Here is a 17,659-nt window from a genome sequence, read left to right as displayed (position 1 = left end):
AGCAAAGACAGCGCTCGGCCTTTGGCTGGGCGTTGTCGGTTTAGTCTGGCTGTTTGAGAAAGCTTAAAAATGCATTAACCACTCGGTTGGGACGGCGGTCGCGGCGGGTGATTAACACAAAGGGCGTAAGATAGTGTTGGGTGGCTGCATGGAGCGTGCGCATTTTGCCCGCTGCAACCCATTGGGCGGCAACGTGTTCCGGTAAAAAGCCGATAAAGCGTCCGGTGAGAATCAAAAAGGCAGCGCCTTCGCGGTCGGAGGCCGACGCCTGTGGGTTAAGCGTGTCGTGGGCTATACGCGCATCGCTGGGCAGTGGGTAGCGAGGGGTGATGGCTGGCGCATGGGCAATCTCTGCAGCGCTTATGGCGTCGTCAGGCTGTTCATAAAGCGGATGATCGGCTGAGCAGTAAAGGTAGGAGGGCTCATCATAAAGTAGGCGAGTTTCCAAGCTGGTGGGCAGGTTCACCGCAGGCACCACGCCAACCTGTAAGTGGCCGTCCATTACTCCGCGGATGACCGCATCCGAAGGCTCCATGTGAATATTAACCGTAACGCTGTGATGGGGGGCGGTCAGCTCCGCCAGTGCATGGGTAACGTGCATGTCGGGCAGCGTTACTAAGTTGTCGGTAATGCCGATATTCAGCTCGCCTTTGATGCTGTGGTGCAGGGAGTTAACGTCGCTTTTAAACGTCTCCAGCGCCGTCAGAAGCGTCAGGCCTGCCTGATAAATCTCTTTGCCCTCTTCGGTTAAGCTGAACCCTCCGCGCCCGCGCTGGCAGAGTGAAAAGCCTAAACGGCCTTCTAGGTCGTTCATGTGCTGGCTAATGGCTGAGCGGCTAATCCCCAGGGCAGTTTCGGCCGAGGTAAAGCCGCCGCACTCCACCACGGTTTTAAAAATACGCACCAAGCGTATTTCATAGTCGCTCATTTGGCCTAGAGTGGGCATGGTGCTTTTATATCCTTGAAGAAACCTAGCAAAATTAGCTCTTTAATGGCTCTATTACATTGTAAACTAAGCCTATATCCAATTTAATCGTAGATAGAGCTGTACGCTTAACGTTATTCAGTGGGGTATTGTCCCTGTGCAAAAGAGGGCCTGCATTCCCGTTGTTAACATAATTATAAGGATTTTAAGGCACCATGCCGCAGAGTTTGCCGCCGTCATCGTCTTTGTCTTCCAACGCTTTTCCTTTATACCGGCGTCAGCGCTGGGGGAGCATTGCGCTTTATTATGCGGCCATGGTGGGGCTGCTGGTGCTGTTTACGTGGGTATTAAGTGATCAATACCATCAAGAGGTCAACGCCTCCCGAGATCGCAGTGCGACCCGTGCGGAGCTGGTAGGGGAGTGGGTAAGCACCACGTTTGCTCTGAGCGATCAGGTGTTAATGGATGTCTCTCAGTTGCTTGAGCCTCCCATGACCCCTTTTTCTACGGAACACCGCCATTTTGAGTCGCTGCTTCAAAAGCGCCGCGATAGCCTGCCGATGGTCGAAGAGATAAGCATCATCGATGAGCATGGGCAGCTACTGGTCAGTTCTAACTTGAGTCATCCTCCCGGCTTTGATACCCGTGGCACGGCGTTTTTCCAGACGTTTCAACAAACGCCGCAGCTTGAACAGCTGGTAACCCCTCTCTATTGGTCAGCCTTTTCACGCGACTACCACATTTCCCACGTGCGGCGACTGCGAGGCTTAGAGGGACACTTCAGCGGGTTGGCGGTTGTGCAAATTGCTCCCCGCGTCTTGGACAGTGCTCTGCAGCGCTTAAGCATGGGAGCGGGTGAGAGCATCGCCATCATTGATACCCAGGGACAATTAGTGGCGCGCCGTCCAGGGTTAGATGATCAGACTGCGCTGGGGACGCCTATTGATCACGCGCGTATTACCCAGTTTTTAAACAGCGCTATGCCTAGCGAAAGCATGCGCATCGTCTCGCCGCTGGAAGGCGATGATCGCTTGTTCTGGCTGCACCGCGTTGAGGGATTGCCGTTTGCCGTGGTGGTAGGTGAGAGCATGCGTCAGGTGCTGGCGGGCTGGTGGCAGCGGCTATGGATACTCAGTGCCATTTTGGTGTTGATTGGCCTGCTGGGGGGCTGGGGCTTACGCCACTATCTCAACCGCCTACAGCTTGAAATGCAGCTTTATCAGCGTATGCAGGAGCGAGAACTGGCACGGGCAGAGGCGCAGCAGCGAGAAGCGCGGCTACAGGCGCTGGTCTACTCCATCCAGGATATGATCTTTGTGTTTGATAGCCAGGGGTGCGTGAGCTACGTTCACGCGATTCATCAGCACCGGCTGCTTAAGAATGTTCATGACATTACCGGAAAACACTACAGTGATGTGTTGCCTGAGGAGGTGGCGAAGGCATTTTCCAGCGTCTTTTATCGCGTACGGCGTCACCGGTATGCTGAGGAGCTTGAGTATTCGCTGACATTTGAGGACGAAGTGAGATATTTCGCTGCCACTGTCAGCCCGTTAAGTGATGCTAGCGGTGGTTTTGATGGGGTGCTGGCACTGGTAAGGGATATTACCCAGGCCAAGATGGATGATGTGCAGCTACGCATTGCTGCGACTGCGTTTCAAACACATCTGGGTATGCTGATTACCGATGCCCAGGGGTGCATTTTAAAAGTTAACCGAACCTTTACGCGCATTACAGGCTACCAAGAGAGCGATGTGTTGGGGGAAAACCCGCGCATGTTTAGCTCGGGCCGTCACGATGCTGATTTTTACCGCACGCTGTGGGGTAATGTCGCTAAATCAGGCAGCTGGGAAGGTGAGGTTTGGAACCGGCGTAAAAATGGCGAAGTATTTCCTGAGTGGCTCACCATCAGTGCGGTTAAAGATAATGACGGTGTACTGACACATTATGTCGCGACGCTTAGCGATATTACCGAGCGTAAAGCGGCGGAAAAAGAGATCCACAAGCTAGCGTTTTACGACCCGTTAACCGGGCTTGCGAATCGCCGTTTGTTTATGGAACGCTTGGATGCTGCGATGAAGACTCGTCCGCGGAACCCGCATCACGGCGCGCTGCTATTTATTGATTTAGATAACTTCAAGCAGGTCAACGACACCCTAGGCCACTACGCCGGAGACCAGCTGCTTCAGCAAATGGCCACGCAGCTGCAGGCGGTACTACGGGAAACAGATACCCTGGCGCGCTTAGGGGGCGATGAGTTTGCAGTGGTGATTGATACGCTCAACGAAGACGCTGAGCAGACGGCGCTGTTGGCGGAAGCGATTGCCCAAAAGTTACTGGTCGCTATTCGCCGCCCGGTGCTGCTGCGCGATGAGACCGTGATGGTCACCGGAAGTATTGGTATTACGGTGGTGGATGGCAGTGCGCCAAGCGTCGATGACTATCTTCAGCAAGCGGATATGGCGCTATTCCAGGCCAAAGAAGCCGGGCGCGATACGCTGAGCTTCTTCGACCCCGCCATGCAGTCAGAGTTGGTGCAGCGTGCGCGGCTTGAGGCAGACCTTCGCCATGCCTTGGCCAATCAGCAGTGGCGGTTGCACTATCAGCCCCAAGTCGACCGCGACGGAGTGCCAACGGGGGTAGAAGCGCTGCTACGTTGGCAGCACCCTGAGCGCGGCATGGTGTCGCCCGGGGTGTTTATTTCACTACTTGAGAGCACGCGGTTAATTAACGAAGTAGGCGACTGGGTGCTGGAAGAGGCGTGCTGCCAGCTGGCCGAATGGGCGCAGCAGCCGCAGTACGCACACTTGGAAATGGCTGTGAATGTGAGCCCGCTGCAGTTCCGTGAGCCAGATTTTCTCGCCCGCACCCAAGCTATTTTGCAACGCACTGGCGCGCCGCTGGAAAAGCTGAAACTTGAAGTGACTGAAAGTCTGTTTGTAGAAGCCCGCGATGATGCCCGGGCTAAAATGGAGGCATTAAAAGCACTCGGCGTACGCTTCTCTCTGGATGATTTTGGCACCGGCTACTCATCGCTTGCGTACTTGGCAAAACTGCCACTGGATCAGCTGAAAATTGACCAGAGCTTTGTGCGTGAAATTCTGCAAAGCCCTGCCAATGCGGCGATCGTGGAGAGTACCATTGCGCTTGCCAAGAGCTTAGGGCTTGACGTGATTGCTGAAGGCGTAGAAACCGGCGAACAGCAGCGCTGGCTGGCCGAGCACGGCTGCTACTGTTACCAGGGGTATCTGTTTGCACCGCCGATGGCGTTGTCTGCGTTAACTCAATGGGTCAGCCAGCATAAGGGGTAGCTGAAGGCGGGTCGCTAGCGCGTCGGGAACAATTACTTCCAGGCGCGAATCCTGACGCCAGGCGCTGCTCTCTACACTGAGTGTACCGTCGGCGCGATTAAGGCGCTTCCAACCGCTGTCGGTATGAAACACCCCTTTTACCCGTGCTGAAGCGGGGAGTTCGCCCAACCACACCGCTAAGCGGTCGAGGTCAAAGCGCTCACTCGGGTGCCAGCGCACACCGGTGCTGGTGTAGCCAAGGGCGCTAGCGGTTTCTTGCTGGGGTTTGCCAGGCGGAGGTGGAAAGTCAAAAAAACCGCCTTCTAGGCTAGGAGGGGTGGCGGGCTGTTGATGGGCCACGGGCACGTCAGCACGCGTCGAGGTGGCTTTACCGCTGTTAAGTAATCGGGAAATAGGCAGTTGTCCGGCGTTAGCGTGGTGAATCCATTTGCGCGTTGGCCAAAGCGCGTTGGCGAACTGCTGTGCATTTTCAAGCTGCTCTGGGGCTGACTGTTCCCGCATGGTAATGACTACCGCGTCGGCCATGGCCAACTGGTCTTGAAACGTTTCGTGGGCGCACACGCGTGCTTCATCCAGGCGGCGAGGGTCGAGCGTGGCGATAATGTCGTGGACATCCACGACGTCTTGAAACGCCTCGCCTCGCAGTAGGTCAAGTAGGCCCGCGGGATGTCCCAGCCCCGAGGGCTCGATAATCACGCGGTCAGGTTTGCTGCGCGCCAGTAGGTTCACCAGCGCTGCCTGGAGCACAAACGACAGCTGGCAGCACAGGCAACCGCCGGGCAGGCCTTTCACTACCACATCCTCGCGGTGGTCAAACATCGCTTGATCAATGCCAATTTGACCAAACTCGTTGACCAGAATCGCCCACGTTTCATCCACAGGCTTTTGTTCAAGCAGGCTGTGGATAAGCGTGGTTTTTCCGCTGCCTAAAAAGCCGGTGATGATATGCACCGGTACTTTTTTTAAAGCTGCCACGCCCTAGCCCCCCGTCATGTTCATAAAACGTACCACCTGAACGTCGCCATCGGTGGTGAAATGATGGCGTTCAGGCTTCAGCGGCAGCGCATTGATAATAGCCGTTTTCAGTGCCTGCATATCCCCTGGATAGCGGCGCAGTACAGCGCGTAGATCTACCGAGTGCTCGTTGCCCAGGCAGAGCAGCAGGCGCCCTTCAACGGTGACGCGAACACGGTTGCAGGTGTCGCAAAAATTGTGGCTATGGGGCGAGATAAACCCCACACGACTTTCGCTATCGGCCATTTTAAAGTAGCGCGACGGGCCGGGCGTCGTTTCTGTGGTGGGGATTAGCGGGTAGCGCGTTTCAATCAGTGCCTGTACATCGTCGCTGGAGTAGAAGGTCTCTGCCCGGGAGTGGTCAGAAACGTCGCCTAACGGCATCTCTTCGATAAAACTAATATCGAGCCCTTCCTGGCGGGCAAAGGCAACGAGGTCGAGCACTTCATCGTCGTTACGCCCTTTCAAAATCACCGCGTTGAGCTTAATGCGCTGGAAACCAGCCTCTTTGGCGGCATGGATGCCGTCAATCACCTTGGCTAAATCACCGGTGCGGGTGAGCTGCTTAAAGCGTTCCGGGTCGAGGGAGTCCAGGCTGATGTTCAGTCTACGCAGCCCACCCGCGTAGAGCTGTTTGGCGTGTTTGCGTAGGCTGGCGCCGTTGGTGGTCATGGTGAAGTCGTTAAGCCCTGGCAGCGTGCCTATTTCATCCACTAACTGCTCAATGCCTTTTCGTACCAGCGGCTCGCCGCCGGTGAGGCGGATTTTCTCAACGCCTAACTCGGTAAAGGCGCGGGCTACCATCGCCAGTTCTTCCAAGGTGAGCACTTGCGCACGAGGCAGAAACACCATCTCCTCGCTCATGCAGTACACGCAGCGGAAGTCGCAGCGATCAGTGACAGAAATCCGCACGTAGCTGACACGGCGGCCAAAGTCGTCAATCAGTTGTTTGGCAATCTGTGGATCGGTCATTGCCACCCCGTTAGTGGTTGAATGGATACCGTTTCGCCGGGCTGAGCACCTGCCTGATCATCGCCCAGCTCAATCAGGCAGTTGGCCGCTACCATCGAGGTCAAAATACCCGACCCCTGAGCGCCGGTCGTGCGCACGTGAAGTACGCCTTGCGAGTCGCAGCGATACACGCCCCGTAAAAAATCGGTGCGCTTCAAGCGGCTTTTTAGCGGCGTTTCCGCAATGGCCGTTAAGCGCGCAGGTGGTGAAGGCATTTGCCCTTGCAGGCGTTGCAGCAGCGGGACCACAAACTGGCTAAAGGTTACCATGACCGCTACCGGGTTGCCGGGCAAGCCAATAAACGGCGTGTGCGATTGGCCAAGCCTGCCGCAGGCCATAGGCCGTCCTGGGCGCAGCGCCACCCGCCAGAAAGCTAACTGCCCAAGCTGCTCTAACGCTTGGCGAGTGAAGTCGGCATGGCCGACGGAAACGCCGCCGCTGGTAATTACTAAATCGCTGTTTTCGGCAGCGTCTGCCAGCGCATGCTGAATGACGGTTTGATCATCGGGCAGAATTCCTAGGTCGACGACCTCGGCGCCTTGTTCGGCGAGTAGGCCCATCAAGGCAAATCGGTTGGTATCGTAAATAGCGGCGCTGGGTAGCGCCTCGCCAGGGGGCGTCACTTCATTACCGGTGGAGAAAATTGCTACCTTGGGGCGTTTAAAGACCGCAACGTTGGCATAACCCAGCGAGGCAACCAGCCCCAAACAAGCGGCATCAAGGCGAGTACCCGCAGCCAGGGCAACCTCGCCTGCAGCGATATCTTCCCCTGCTTGGCGAACGTGCTGGCCGCGTAACACCCGCTCAGGCGCATCAATCACCACGTAATCAGGGTGCTCTACTAGCTGCTCCCGCATAACGACGGTATCAGCGCCTGCGGGTAGCGGGGCGCCGGTAGTAATGCGCACGCACTGGCCTGCAGGCACTTGGCCTGCAAACATGTGCCCCGCAAAGGCGTCGCCTGCAATGGGCCAGTGGGTCTGGCAAGGCGTTGTTTCGGGCCAAGCAAGCGCTACCCCGTCCATGGCAGCATTGGTGTTTTGCGGCACATTAATTGGGGCGGTGATATCGACAGCGAGTCGCCTGCCATAGGCCTGACTGAGCGCGATGTGCTCACTCCCCACTGGGCGCTCAACCAGTGTCATAAGCGCTTCCCGCGCGGTGTCAACGGGGAGCATCTGTTCGCCTAGCTCAAAGCACGACAGACTCATGGTCTCTCCTGGGTGGCAGTCGCTAGCGCTAGCTCCAAGCGATGTTTTTCTTCCTCAGTATTTAAGTTGGCAAACGCCTCGGGACAGTCGGACATATCCACCTTGCACCACGCGTGGCGGGCGAACCAGCGGTCGATTTTGCGCTCGCCCTGGGCAAGGGCGTCGGCAAGGTCGTCGGCTAGCGAGGTGCGCAAGAGGACGACAACCGGGTGAAGGCGCTCACCGTCAAAGGCGACGGCGATATCCTGCTCGCCGCTTTCCGTCATAATGCCCGCAAGCATGCGCGGCACGAGGTCGTTGGGTAGAGCAGGGGAGTCGCAGGGGGCGACCAGAAGCCAGGGCGTTTTAGCCGCCCGTAGCCCGCTGTAAATGCCCATCAACGGCCCTTTAAAGCCGCCCTCTGCATCTTTTATCACCCGGTTAGCGAATGGCGCGTAGCCGTCACTATTGCGGTTGGCATTAATCAGCAGCTCAGCCACGCGGCCTTCCAAGCGCTTTGCAACATGGGCCACCAGCGGCAGCCCGGCGAAGGGTTCAAGACCTTTGTCGCGGCCACCCATCCGGCGACCTTCACCGCCGGCCAAAATCATGCCGGTTATGTCGTGTGTTGCGATCATATGCCCGCCTCCTTTGATGTACGCGCAGTCGGGGGTTTGTCGGGGATAGCGTCAAGGGTTAAACGGCCATTAGCATTGATCGCCTGAAAGTTTTTGCCCTTAGCGCGGCCAATCAGCATCACGCCGAAGCGCTCGGCCAGCTCCACGCCTTTTTGGGTGACGCCGGAGCGCGAGACCAGCACGCTAATGCCCATCTGCGCCACTTTTAGCACCATCTCGGAAGTCAGGCGGCCCGTGGTGTAAAAAATGTCGGCGTTAGCACTCTCCGCTTGCTTAAGCCACTGGCGGCCTGCCAAGGTGTCTACGGCATTATGCCTGCCAACATCCTCAACAAAATCAAGCACCTCGGTTTGGCGGCATAGCGCACAGCCGTGCACCGCGCCTGCACTGCGGTACGTCTCGTTGTAAGCGTTAAGATTGCTCAGTAGCTGGTAGAGCGTTGACTGCGTAAGCAGTGTTTCAGGCAGCGCGGTTAATGAGGTTTGGGCGAGCAAGTTGCCAAACACCGTTCCTTGACCGCAGCCGGTGGTCACCGTGCGCGTACTTAAGCGCGCCTCTAAATCTTCCGGCAGGTGGCGTGTAACCACAACGGCCGCTTCCACTTCCCACTCCACTTGAACGGCGGTTAAGTCCTCGGCCGAGCGCAGCAGCCCCTGGTTACGCAAATAGCCCACCACTAGGGCTTCTGGGTCGTCTCCCAAGGTCATGAGCGTAACGATTTCGCGTTTATTGAGGTAAACCGTCAAGGCGCGCTCGGCGGCAATCGCCTGCTGGCGTGTTTCGCCATAGGCATCCATGACGTTGATAGTGGTGGTCGCTGGTAACCGGGCTCGGCTTAATTGAAGGGCGGGCATCCGCAATCCTCGCTGGTACTTAATCAAGCGCCTGAAAAGCAATACCTGAAAAACAGTACCTAAAAACAATAATAGTTGAGTAAAACACTCTGAGTTGACGATGATGGCGCTCGGGGGGCTTACTTGTCTACCCATTCTAAGTCTAAGGTAATTAGCTAAGAGGTCTCCCGCTATGACGGATAATTTACGCGCATTGAGTATTACCTTGGTCGCTGAGCCTAAACAGGTGAAGGGATTTACCCTGACACAGTGGCGCATTGCTAGCCTAGCGCCCGGAGATCAGGGCGAGTGTGTGCTAGCGCTTCAGCTCTCGATGACTGAGCGCGCTGCCTACCGCTTTAATCTAACGTCGGCTTCTCCTCGGCTATTCGTTCGGGCAGGATTTAGTGGTCAAACGCCCAAGCCGGATGCCATCACCGCGAGCCAGGATGTGGCGGCCGGCTGGCTGGATGGCGAGCAGCAGGTGCTAGAAGCGCCAATGCCCATGGCGATTCAGGTATGGATTGAAAATTACCTTGCCCGCCATGGCGAGGCGCCACTGGAAATGCGTAAGAAAAAACGTAAAGGGGCCGGGCGAGCAAAAGAAATGCCCACCAAGGAGCAGCCGCAGTGAGCCGATTAGAGCGCTGGTCGCGCAAAAAGCGCGGTGAAGAAGTTGATGAGCAACCGCTGGAAAGCGCGGCATCAGCAACAGTGGAAGAACGGCCCCGGGAGAGCGCACCGATAAACGATGGCGCAGAAGAGCAGGCTGCGCCCAGCGAGTTGTCAACACAGCAAGCGGTTGATGAGACGCCCGCACCGGGAAGCTTGGACCATACGCTACCTGACCCTGATGCGTTGCCCCCAGGCAGTGACTTCAGCGTGTTTATGGCTTCTGGCGTTAGCGCTGCGCTACGTCGTCGAGCGCTCAAACGGCTATGGGCTACGGGTAACTACAACGTGCGCGATGGCTTAGACGACTACGATGCCGACTACCGTCAGCAACTCAAGCCCATGGCAAGTGAGCTAGCGAGTAAATTGCGGCGTTGGGCTAATAAAGCAGAAGAGCACGTTGCTACTAATGAAAACGTCGTAGATGAAACGATCACAGAGGAAGAAAAAACGGGTGTGGAAGAGCGTTCAGCTGCGTTGAATGCCCGTGAAGATGAGGAGCATTTAGCGCAAAATGGTGGTCTAGACGACCAGTCTGATAGAGTAAGTGCCCTATCAGGAACAACACGCGAAAAACAATAAAATTATTTTTATACAATGGGTTATGAGTATGCAGATGGCTTAGCGTTGACACTTCAGTCGCTAAGAGAGTGGCAAAAAAGACCATAGGCCCATACGCTCAAGGAATAGAAAGCGTTAAGATAAGCGTCTGAAACTAAAAAATGACATTTCATTATAACAAAAAATGACTTCCTGACCGTGAGCATGCATGAATCAACGTATCCAACTGGCGTCGTTAGACGACCAGCGCAATGTCGCCGCCCGTGAGGCGGTGCGTCAGCGCATCTCGTGGCCGGCCAATTTAACGCCGGCTAATGTGACCTACCATAGTCGTGGCCATGTGCTGTTGATTGGCAGCGCTCATACCGCGTACTCGGCCGCCCGCCTTTTACAAGGTCGCGGTCTTGCTTCGCTGACTCTGCTGATGATGGATGAGCCTGAGCAGCAGAGCGCGCTTTCCGGCGGCAGCGAGCCTTTAATAGAGCGCCGCTTCTCCACTGAGCAGTTGCAGCAGCTCCACGTTTCGGGCCACTTAGGGGCTTTTCACGTTGAGCTTCGTCCCGTTGAAGGTGACGTACTTAACCTAGCCCAAGCGCTGATTGAGCGAAGTGACTTTGACGTGGTGTTGGACATGACCGGGGCCGAGTGTTCGATTAACACGCCTCCCTGGGAGTTGCCGCCGCCTGGCTACGTGGCGCTTGATTGGGCAACGGCCAGCAACCCTGGTGAAGTGCTAGACGGTGTTGCTGAGCTAATCGGCGAGTTTGATAAACCACGTTACTTTCAGGTCAATAGTGACCTGTGCGCCCACTCCTCCAGCGGTAATATCGGCTGTACGCGCTGCCTGGATGTTTGCCCCGCAGACGCCATTTCCAGCTATAAAGGGCGGATCGAGTCGCGCATTGAAATTGACCCCTTTCTTTGCCAGGGCGTTGGTAGCTGTACCAGCGCCTGCCCCACCGGCGCCATTGAGTTTCGCTTGCCAGAAACCCGCCGGCAGCAGGACACCTTGTCGACATGGCTGGCCGCCTATCGCGAGGCCGGTGGGCAAGTGCCGGTAGTGCGCTTTATCACCCAAGACTCCCTCGACGCTGAACGCCAAACGGGCGTCGTCACGCCGGGCTTCATATTGGATGCGCCTCTTGAAGAGCTTGGCGCTGCGGGTCACGACCAGTGGCTCACCGCGCTGGCCAGTGGTGCCGCTGAAGTGCGCATCCATCTGCACGAAGCAATGCCTCCACGCTTAAGCGCTTTTTTAACCGATCAGCTTACTCAGGCCCGTAGCCTGCTTGAAGCGCTGGGTCATGATGCCGCGCGTATCCAGCTCATTGAGCCAAGCGATAGCGACGCCCGCGATGCGCTCCCCGTCTTAACGCCGCTAACCGATGCTGCACTGGCCTTGCCTGAACCAGATAAGCGCCAGCGGTTAAATCGTGTGCTGGAACACTTAGCCACGCTTGGGACACCCAGTGGCGAACGCCACCCGATGCCAAGCGGTGCTGCTTATGGTGCTATCGAAGTAGATAGTGTCGCCTGTACGCTCTGCTACGCCTGTGTTAGCAACTGCCCAACCCCTGCGTTGAGTGCCGGTGGCGATACGCCTTCGCTTAGCTTCCGCGAAGCGGATTGTGTGCAGTGCGGCTTATGTGAAAAGGCCTGCCCTGAAGACGCCATTAGCCTGTTGCCTGGATTTTTAGCCGCTCCTGAGCGGCACGTGCGGCATGTTTGCCACGAAGAAGCGCCGTTTGAGTGCATTAGCTGTGGCAAAGCCTTTGCAACGGCCAGTACCGTGGCGGCGATTAAACAAAAACTCGCCCACCACCCTTACTTTGCTGGTGAGGCGATGACACGTTTAGAAATGTGTGAAGACTGCCGGGTGAAGGACGTTTGGAAAACCATGATCCGCGACCCTGACGCGCAATTAAAGGTGTAAAGCCATGAGCGATGCGATGCCCACGCTGAGTGATTCAGAGGCACTTAGATCTGATATTTATCAGCTACTAGCCAGCTTATTGCGCCAAGCGCCAGACGCAGAGCTGCTGCAATGGTTGGCAGCGCTTGAGATTGAGCAGGATGGCAGCCGACTAGCAGAGTGCTGGGCGGCGCTATCAAGCACTGCCCGTGACACTACGCCTGAGGCGTTACAGCGTGCTTATTTTCGCCATTTGGTGGGCGTCATTCAGGGCGAAATAGTCCCTTATGGCTCCTGGTACTTAAACGGCGAGTTAATGGAAGCGGCGTTGGTGGCGCTGCGCCACGACCTGCGCGCATTAGGCTTTGAACGTCGCGAGTCGGTCCACGAGCCAGAAGATCACCTAGCCGCAGTATGCGAAGTCATGGCAATGCTGGTGGCCTCGCAAAGCCAAGAGCAAGGCTACTTTTTTCAGCAACATATTAAGCCCTGGGCCGGTAGCTGTTTTGCTGACCTTGCCAAGGTAGACACCGCTTTCTATGCAGCGCTTGGGCAGTTGGGTGGCGCTTTTATGGAAAGCGAACAGGCTAGCTTGAGTGATCAAGCGGCCTATCAGCCGGTTCGTATTGTTGAGCCATAAAAAGAAAGGGCATGAAAGAGGAGACCCCCCATGCAAACGTCACATAACTCTGAGCGCCGCCGGTTTATCAGGACCGTAGGATTAGGAACCGCTGCCGCGGGCGCGGCCGCTGCTGTGGGCCATGTAACCTTGGCTCAAGCTGATAACAACAAGCCGGTTGAGAGCGAAAAAGCGTCAGTTAATTACCGTGAGACTGACCATGTTCGTGCTTACTACGCGTCGCTGCGCGACTGACGGCTAAAACGCCAGGAGAATTGCCATGCGTCTAACACGCAAAACAACAGCCCCCAAGGCCTCAGGTCTTGGAATTTCCCGCCGTCAGTTTTTGCAGCGCACGGGTGTCGCGACCGGTGGCGTGGCGGCCGTAGGCTTTATGGGCGCGCCGATGATGCAGCGTGCCGAGTCGGCCCAGAAAACCCCGGTGCTGGACTCCCCCGTAGAGACTAAGCGCACTATCTGCACTCACTGCTCTGTAGGCTGTGGCGTTTATGCTGAGGTACAGGAAGGTATTTGGACAAAGCAAGAACCTGCCTTTGACCACCCCATTAACCGTGGTGCCCACTGTGCCAAGGGTGCTTCGCTGCGCCAGCACGGCCACTCCACCCGCCGTCTGAAATACCCGATGAAGCTGGTGTCAGGTGAGTGGCAGCGCATGAGTTGGGACGATGCGGTCAACGAAATTGGTGACAAGCTGCTTGAGCTGCGCGATGAGCACGGCCCGGACAGCGTTTACTGGCTAGGCTCGGCCAAGTTCAATAACGAGCAGGCGTATTTAATGCGCAAGCTGGCCTCCATGTGGGGCACCAACAATACCGACCATCAGGCGCGTATCTGTCACTCCACCACGGTGGCGGGTGTGGCGAACACCTGGGGTTACGGGGCGATGACCAACTCGCTCAACGATATGCAAAAAAGCAAATCCATCCTGTTTATTGGCTCTAACCCGAGTGAAGCCCACCCGGTGGCAATGCAGCACATCTTGATTGCCAAAGAGCGCAATAACTGCGACATCATCGTTGCCGACCCGCGCTTTACCCGCACGGCGGCGAAAGCCAATAAATTTGTACGTATTCGTCCTGGTTCGGACGTGGCGTATATTTGGGGCTTGCTGTGGCACATTTTTGAGAACGGCTGGGAAGATAGCGAATATATAAGCCAGCGCGTTTATGGCATGGACGATGTCCGTGCTGAAGTGGCCCAGTTTACCCCGAGCGTTGTAGAAGAAGTTACCGGCGTGCCGGAAGCGGACATGTTTGATGTGGCCAAACGCCTTTCGGACAACCGCCCAGGCTGCGTAGTGTGGTGTATGGGCGGTACTCAGCACACCACCGGGAACAACAATACCCGTGCGTACTGCATCTTAGAGCTGGCGCTGGGCAACATTGGTAAATCGGGTGGCGGTGCCAACATTCTGCGCGGCCATGACAACGTGCAAGGGGCTACCGACCTTGGCTTGGGCAGCGACTCCCTGCCCGGCTACTACGGCTTGGCTGAAGGCGCCTGGGAGCACTGGTCAACCGTATGGGACGTTGACTATGAGTGGCTGAAAGAGCGCTTTGATGACACCGAATATGCCGACGGCAAACCCATGTATACCAGCGGTATTACGGTATCCCGCTGGGTGGACGGCGTGCTGGAAGAGGATGAAAACATCTCCCAGCGTACCGCGCTAAAAGCAATGTTCTACTGGGGGCACGCGGTTAACTCGCAAACCCGCGGCGTTGAAATGCAAAAGGCGATGCAGAAGCTTGAGATGATGGTCATCGTTGACCCTTATCCCACCGTTGCCGCCGTTATGCACGACCGCAGCGACGGTGTTTACTTGCTGCCTGCGGCTACCCAGTTCGAGACTACCGGTAGCGTAACCGCCACCAACCGCTCCATCCAGTGGCGCGATAAAGTGATTGAGCCGCTGTTTGAGGCTAAGCCCGACCACGAAATCATGTACCTGTTCGCCCGCAAGCTGGGCTTTGGTAATGAATTGGTTAAGAACTATCAGATGAACGGCAATGAGCCGCTGATCGAGGATATTCTGCGGGAAATTAACCGTGGCATGTGGACGGTGGGTTACACCGGACAAAGCCCTGAGCGGCTTAAAGATCACCAGAAAAACTGGCATACCTTCAGCTTTGAAAACCTGCGTGCCCAGGGCGGCCCCGCTGACGGTGACTACTATGGCTTGCCGTGGCCCTGCTGGGGAACGCCGGAGTTTCGTCACCCTGGCTCACCCAACCTGTATGACACCAGCGTGCCGGTCATGGAAGGCGGCATGGGCTTCCGTGCCCGCTTTGGCATTGAGCGAAACGGCGTCAACCTGCTGGCCGAAGGTTCGGCTCCTGTCGGTGGAGACATCGACGATGGCTACCCCGAGTTTAACGATCAGTTGCTGAAAGACTTAGGCTGGTGGGATGACCTGACCGACGTTGAGAAAGTGGCCGCTGAAGGTAAAAACTGGAAAACCGACTTCTCAGGCGGTATCCAGCGGGTAGCGATTGAGCACGGCTGCGCCCCCTATGGCAACGCCAAAGCGCGCGCTGTGGTGTGGACCTTCCCCGATGAAGTGCCAAAACACCGCGAGCCGCTTTACACCACGCGCCGTGACTTGGTTGAACGCTTCCCCACCTGGGACGACTTCGACTCCATTATGCGTCTACCTACGCTGTATAAAACCATTCAGGATCGGGATAACAGCGCCGACTACCCAATTATCCTGACCTCAGGCCGGCTGGTTGAGTACGAAGGCGGTGGTGAAGAGACGCGCTCCATGTCGTGGCTAGCGGAGCTCCAACAAGAGATGTTCGTCGAGATGAACCCAGCCGATGCTAACGACATTGGCGTACGGGATGGCGATGATGTTTGGGTAGAAGGTGCAGAAGGCGGTCGGGTCAAGGTGAAAGCGCTGGTAACGCCCCGCGTTGATCGCAAAGTGGCCTTTATGCCGTTCCACTTCGGCGGCATGTTCCAGGGTGAAAGCCTGCGTGACCGTTACCCGGACGGCTCTGATCCGTACATCATTGGTGAAGCAGCGAACACCGCCACCACCTATGGCTACGATCCGGTGACACTAATGCAAGAGACTAAGTGCACCATTTGCCGCATTGAGCGCGCCTGAGGCTTGAGAAAAGGCCGACCGACCTGACAGCACGGCGGTGCGGGAGCCATCCCGCACCGGCATGAGGAGAACACCATGGCTCAAATGAAATTTATGTGTGACGCCGAGCGCTGCATCGAATGCAACGGCTGTGTCACCGCTTGTAAAAACGCTAACGATGTCGAATGGGGCATTCAACGTCGTCGTGTCGTCACGCTGAACGACGGTGAAGCAAGCGAGATGTCTATCTCAGTGGCCTGCATGCACTGTGATGACGCCCCCTGCATGGCCGTTTGCCCCACCGACTGCTTCTACAAAACCGATGACGGCATCGTGCTACACGATAAAGACCTGTGCATTGGCTGTGGCTACTGCCTGTACGCTTGCCCCTTCGGTGCGCCCCAGTTCCCCAAACAGAATGCCTTTGGTGAACGTGGCAAGATGGACAAATGCACCTTCTGCGCTGGCGGCCCTGCTGAGAGCAAAGAGGAGGAGTATGAGAAGTACGGCTCTAACCGCATTGCCGAGGGTAAGCTGCCGCTATGTGCAGAGATGTGCTCTACCAAGGCGCTACTGGCGGGTGACGCCCAAGACGTGGCTGATATCTTCCGTCAGCGTGTAGTGCATCGCGGCCACCCAGACGGTGCTTGGTCTAATAATCCTCAGGCCAGTGCCGATAACTTAGCCTATGATGCTACCCGTAAAGGGTGAGGAGGCGTGTCATGAACCTGTTGACTGCACAGGCACCCGTCAGGGTGCCGCGCTCAGGTAAAGGGCTCGCCCTGGGCATTTGGCGCTTGGTGATGGTAGCGCTGGTAGTGATGCTGAGCCTTGGGTTCACCCAGGTAGCGGTGGCCCAGGCTGAACCTGACCGCGAAATGAGAACCGCTGCCCCCGGCATTACGGCTGATCAGTGGCGCCAGGTGCGTAGTGGTGAGACGGATGCAAACTACCGTGACTCCCGCTATGAGAGCGACTACAACCTGATCAACGCCAGTGGCGAAACTTGGCGGCAGATACGCAACCGCTGGGTGTCGCCTTTTGGATTGATCGTGATTGGCGGTATGATCAGTGTCATTGCCTTGTTTTATCTGATTGTTGGCCGTAAGCACCTGGAAGAACCTCGAACGGGACGCAAGCTGTTCCGCTGGCCGTTATTCCTGCGTGCCCTACACTGGTCGGTAGCATCTTTGTTTATCGTGCTAGCCCTTACTGGCCTTAACCTGTTGTTCGGCAAGTTTATATTCCCCACGTTGTTTGGCGCTGCTGTATGGTCGTGGATGACGTCTGCGTCTTATGTGGCCCATAACTATTTAGGTCCCATCTTTGGTATCTTGCTGGTCATACTGCTGGTCAGCCTGATTAAGGACAACATTCCCAAAAAGCATGATTTGGAATGGTTCAAGAAAGGTGGTGGCTTGGTAGGTAAAGGTCACGTGGATGCAGGTTTTGCCAACGGCGGCGAAAAAGTCTGGTACTGGTTGTTGGCCAGCGTCGGGTTAATGGTGGTCGCCAGCGGCTTCGTACTGGACTTTCCCAATTTTGGCCAAAGTCGCGATACGATGCAGTGGGCAAATATCATCCATGCTGTTGGTGCACTGGGGCTAACCGCCGTCGCTATCGGTCATATTTATATTGGCACGTTAGGTACGGAAGGGTCGTTGGAAGGTATGACGACCGGCTATGTGGACGAAACGTGGGCCAAAGAGCACCACAACCTTTGGTATGAAGAAGTGAAGGATCAAGCGATCTCGGAAGAGGAGGTTGCTGCTCGCAAGTCGGGTGACAGCAGCAGTGACGTTTCAGCTTCTCGACCTAGCTAGCGACGTAAAGTAATGCCCTTTGACACCGCCTACGGGCGGTG

15 protein-coding genes are annotated in these 17,659 nt (G+C 56.4%); 9 read left to right on the top strand and 6 right to left on the bottom strand.

Features of this window, described 5'->3' with window-relative positions; all coding sequences use genetic code 11:
* Positions 1 to 40: 40 nt before the first annotated feature.
* The gene (locus P8S54_RS08980; protein WP_281441451.1) at positions 41 to 946 is read right to left on the bottom strand and encodes a LysR family transcriptional regulator; all 906 of its coding nucleotides are present in this window, start codon (positions 944 to 946) and stop codon (positions 41 to 43) included.
* A 293-nt stretch (positions 947 to 1,239) separates the two neighbouring features.
* Here P8S54_RS08980 and P8S54_RS08975 point away from each other — a divergent pair, with 293 nt between their 5' ends.
* The gene (locus tag P8S54_RS08975; RefSeq protein ID WP_281444084.1) at positions 1,240 to 4,233 is read left to right on the top strand and encodes an EAL domain-containing protein; all 2,994 of its coding nucleotides are present in this window, start codon (positions 1,240 to 1,242) and stop codon (positions 4,231 to 4,233) included.
* On the opposite strand, the gene P8S54_RS08970 is transcribed toward P8S54_RS08975, so the two are convergent.
* Genes P8S54_RS08970 through P8S54_RS08950 form a run of 5 tightly spaced genes read right to left on the bottom strand, consistent with a single transcriptional unit; the run spans position 4,201 to position 8,940 of the window.
* Positions 4,201 to 5,208 carry a GTP-binding protein gene (locus P8S54_RS08970; protein ID WP_281441450.1) on the bottom strand — a complete coding sequence of 336 codons (1,008 nt, stop codon included), beginning with the start codon at positions 5,206 to 5,208 and terminating at the stop codon, positions 4,201 to 4,203. The genes P8S54_RS08975 and P8S54_RS08970 overlap by 33 nt on opposite strands.
* A gap of 3 nt (positions 5,209 to 5,211) precedes the next feature.
* Positions 5,212 to 6,219, bottom strand: a complete 1,008-nt coding sequence (gene moaA, locus P8S54_RS08965) for a GTP 3',8-cyclase MoaA (protein ID WP_281441449.1) — start codon at positions 6,217 to 6,219, stop codon at positions 5,212 to 5,214.
* Positions 6,216 to 7,469 (bottom strand): gephyrin-like molybdotransferase Glp, encoded by a 1,254-nt coding sequence (gene glp / locus P8S54_RS08960; protein WP_281441448.1) that lies wholly within the window; start codon positions 7,467 to 7,469, stop codon positions 6,216 to 6,218. Before glp ends, moaA begins: the two co-directional genes overlap by 4 nt.
* Positions 7,466 to 8,086, bottom strand: coding sequence for a molybdenum cofactor guanylyltransferase MobA (gene mobA, locus P8S54_RS08955; RefSeq protein ID WP_281441447.1), 621 nt, complete (start codon positions 8,084 to 8,086; stop codon positions 7,466 to 7,468). The genes glp and mobA overlap by 4 nt, the downstream gene beginning before the upstream one ends.
* Positions 8,083 to 8,940 carry a formate dehydrogenase accessory sulfurtransferase FdhD gene (locus tag P8S54_RS08950; protein WP_281441446.1) on the bottom strand — a complete coding sequence of 286 codons (858 nt, stop codon included), beginning with the start codon at positions 8,938 to 8,940 and terminating at the stop codon, positions 8,083 to 8,085. The genes mobA and P8S54_RS08950 overlap by 4 nt, the downstream gene beginning before the upstream one ends.
* 172 nt (positions 8,941 to 9,112) lie before the next feature.
* On the opposite strand from P8S54_RS08950, the gene P8S54_RS08945 reads away from it, so the two are divergent.
* The 8 genes from P8S54_RS08945 (at position 9,113) to P8S54_RS08910 (ending at position 17,618) form a co-directional block, all read left to right on the top strand.
* Positions 9,113 to 9,553 (top strand): DUF3305 domain-containing protein, encoded by a 441-nt coding sequence (locus tag P8S54_RS08945; protein ID WP_281441445.1) that lies wholly within the window; start codon positions 9,113 to 9,115, stop codon positions 9,551 to 9,553.
* Positions 9,550 to 10,173, top strand: coding sequence for a DUF3306 domain-containing protein (locus P8S54_RS08940; protein ID WP_281441444.1), 624 nt, complete (start codon positions 9,550 to 9,552; stop codon positions 10,171 to 10,173). Before P8S54_RS08945 ends, P8S54_RS08940 begins: the two co-directional genes overlap by 4 nt.
* Positions 10,174 to 10,360: 187 nt before the next feature.
* A complete protein-coding gene (locus P8S54_RS08935) occupies positions 10,361 to 12,085 on the top strand; it encodes a 4Fe-4S dicluster domain-containing protein (RefSeq protein ID WP_281441443.1) in 1,725 nt (574 codons plus the stop codon).
* Positions 12,086 to 12,089: 4 nt separating this feature from the next.
* The gene (locus tag P8S54_RS08930) at positions 12,090 to 12,704 is read left to right on the top strand and encodes a molecular chaperone TorD family protein (RefSeq protein ID WP_281441442.1); all 615 of its coding nucleotides are present in this window, start codon (positions 12,090 to 12,092) and stop codon (positions 12,702 to 12,704) included.
* Positions 12,705 to 12,734: 30 nt separating this feature from the next.
* Positions 12,735 to 12,938: a twin-arginine translocation signal domain-containing protein gene (locus tag P8S54_RS08925; RefSeq protein ID WP_281441441.1), complete on the top strand. Its 204-nt coding sequence runs from the start codon at positions 12,735 to 12,737 to the stop codon at positions 12,936 to 12,938.
* 25 nt (positions 12,939 to 12,963) lie between these two features.
* Positions 12,964 to 15,816 (top strand): formate dehydrogenase subunit alpha, encoded by a 2,853-nt coding sequence (locus P8S54_RS08920; RefSeq protein WP_281441440.1) that lies wholly within the window; start codon positions 12,964 to 12,966, stop codon positions 15,814 to 15,816.
* Between the two features lie 75 nt (positions 15,817 to 15,891).
* A complete protein-coding gene (fdh3B, locus tag P8S54_RS08915) occupies positions 15,892 to 16,506 on the top strand; it encodes a formate dehydrogenase FDH3 subunit beta (RefSeq protein WP_009101348.1) in 615 nt (204 codons plus the stop codon).
* Positions 16,507 to 16,517: 11 nt separating this feature from the next.
* Positions 16,518 to 17,618, top strand: a complete 1,101-nt coding sequence (locus tag P8S54_RS08910) for a formate dehydrogenase subunit gamma (RefSeq protein WP_281441439.1) — start codon at positions 16,518 to 16,520, stop codon at positions 17,616 to 17,618.
* Positions 17,619 to 17,659 lie beyond the last annotated feature (41 nt).

Source organism: Halomonas sp. M1 (assembly GCF_029581375.1).
Classification (GTDB): Bacteria; Pseudomonadota; Gammaproteobacteria; order Pseudomonadales; family Halomonadaceae; genus Vreelandella.
The sequence above is the reverse complement of the archived record's forward strand: the minus strand, read 5'-3'. Positions and strand labels throughout refer to the sequence as shown.

Excerpts from the sequence above, each read along its gene's own strand:
- P8S54_RS08975 (WP_281444084.1), top strand. The coding sequence starts at position 1,240 with ATGGTGGGGCTGCTGGTGCTGTTTACGTGGGTATTAAGTGATCAATAC.
- fdh3B (WP_009101348.1), top strand. The coding sequence starts at position 15,892 with ATGGCTCAAATGAAATTTATGTGTGACGCCGAGCGCTGCATCGAATGC.
- P8S54_RS08980 (WP_281441451.1), bottom strand. The coding sequence starts at position 946 with ATGCCCACTCTAGGCCAAATGAGCGACTATGAAATACGCTTGGTGCGT.
- P8S54_RS08935 (WP_281441443.1), top strand. The coding sequence starts at position 10,361 with ATGAATCAACGTATCCAACTGGCGTCGTTAGACGACCAGCGCAATGTC.
- P8S54_RS08950 (WP_281441446.1), bottom strand. The coding sequence starts at position 8,940 with ATGCCCGCCCTTCAATTAAGCCGAGCCCGGTTACCAGCGACCACCACT.
- mobA (WP_281441447.1), bottom strand. The coding sequence starts at position 8,086 with ATGATCGCAACACACGACATAACCGGCATGATTTTGGCCGGCGGTGAA.
- P8S54_RS08930 (WP_281441442.1), top strand. The coding sequence starts at position 12,090 with ATGAGCGATGCGATGCCCACGCTGAGTGATTCAGAGGCACTTAGATCT.
- moaA (WP_281441449.1), bottom strand. The coding sequence starts at position 6,219 with ATGACCGATCCACAGATTGCCAAACAACTGATTGACGACTTTGGCCGC.
- glp (WP_281441448.1), bottom strand. The coding sequence starts at position 7,469 with ATGAGTCTGTCGTGCTTTGAGCTAGGCGAACAGATGCTCCCCGTTGAC.
- P8S54_RS08910 (WP_281441439.1), top strand. The coding sequence starts at position 16,518 with ATGAACCTGTTGACTGCACAGGCACCCGTCAGGGTGCCGCGCTCAGGT.
- P8S54_RS08945 (WP_281441445.1), top strand. The coding sequence starts at position 9,113 with ATGACGGATAATTTACGCGCATTGAGTATTACCTTGGTCGCTGAGCCT.
- P8S54_RS08925 (WP_281441441.1), top strand. The coding sequence starts at position 12,735 with ATGCAAACGTCACATAACTCTGAGCGCCGCCGGTTTATCAGGACCGTA.
- P8S54_RS08920 (WP_281441440.1), top strand. The coding sequence starts at position 12,964 with ATGCGTCTAACACGCAAAACAACAGCCCCCAAGGCCTCAGGTCTTGGA.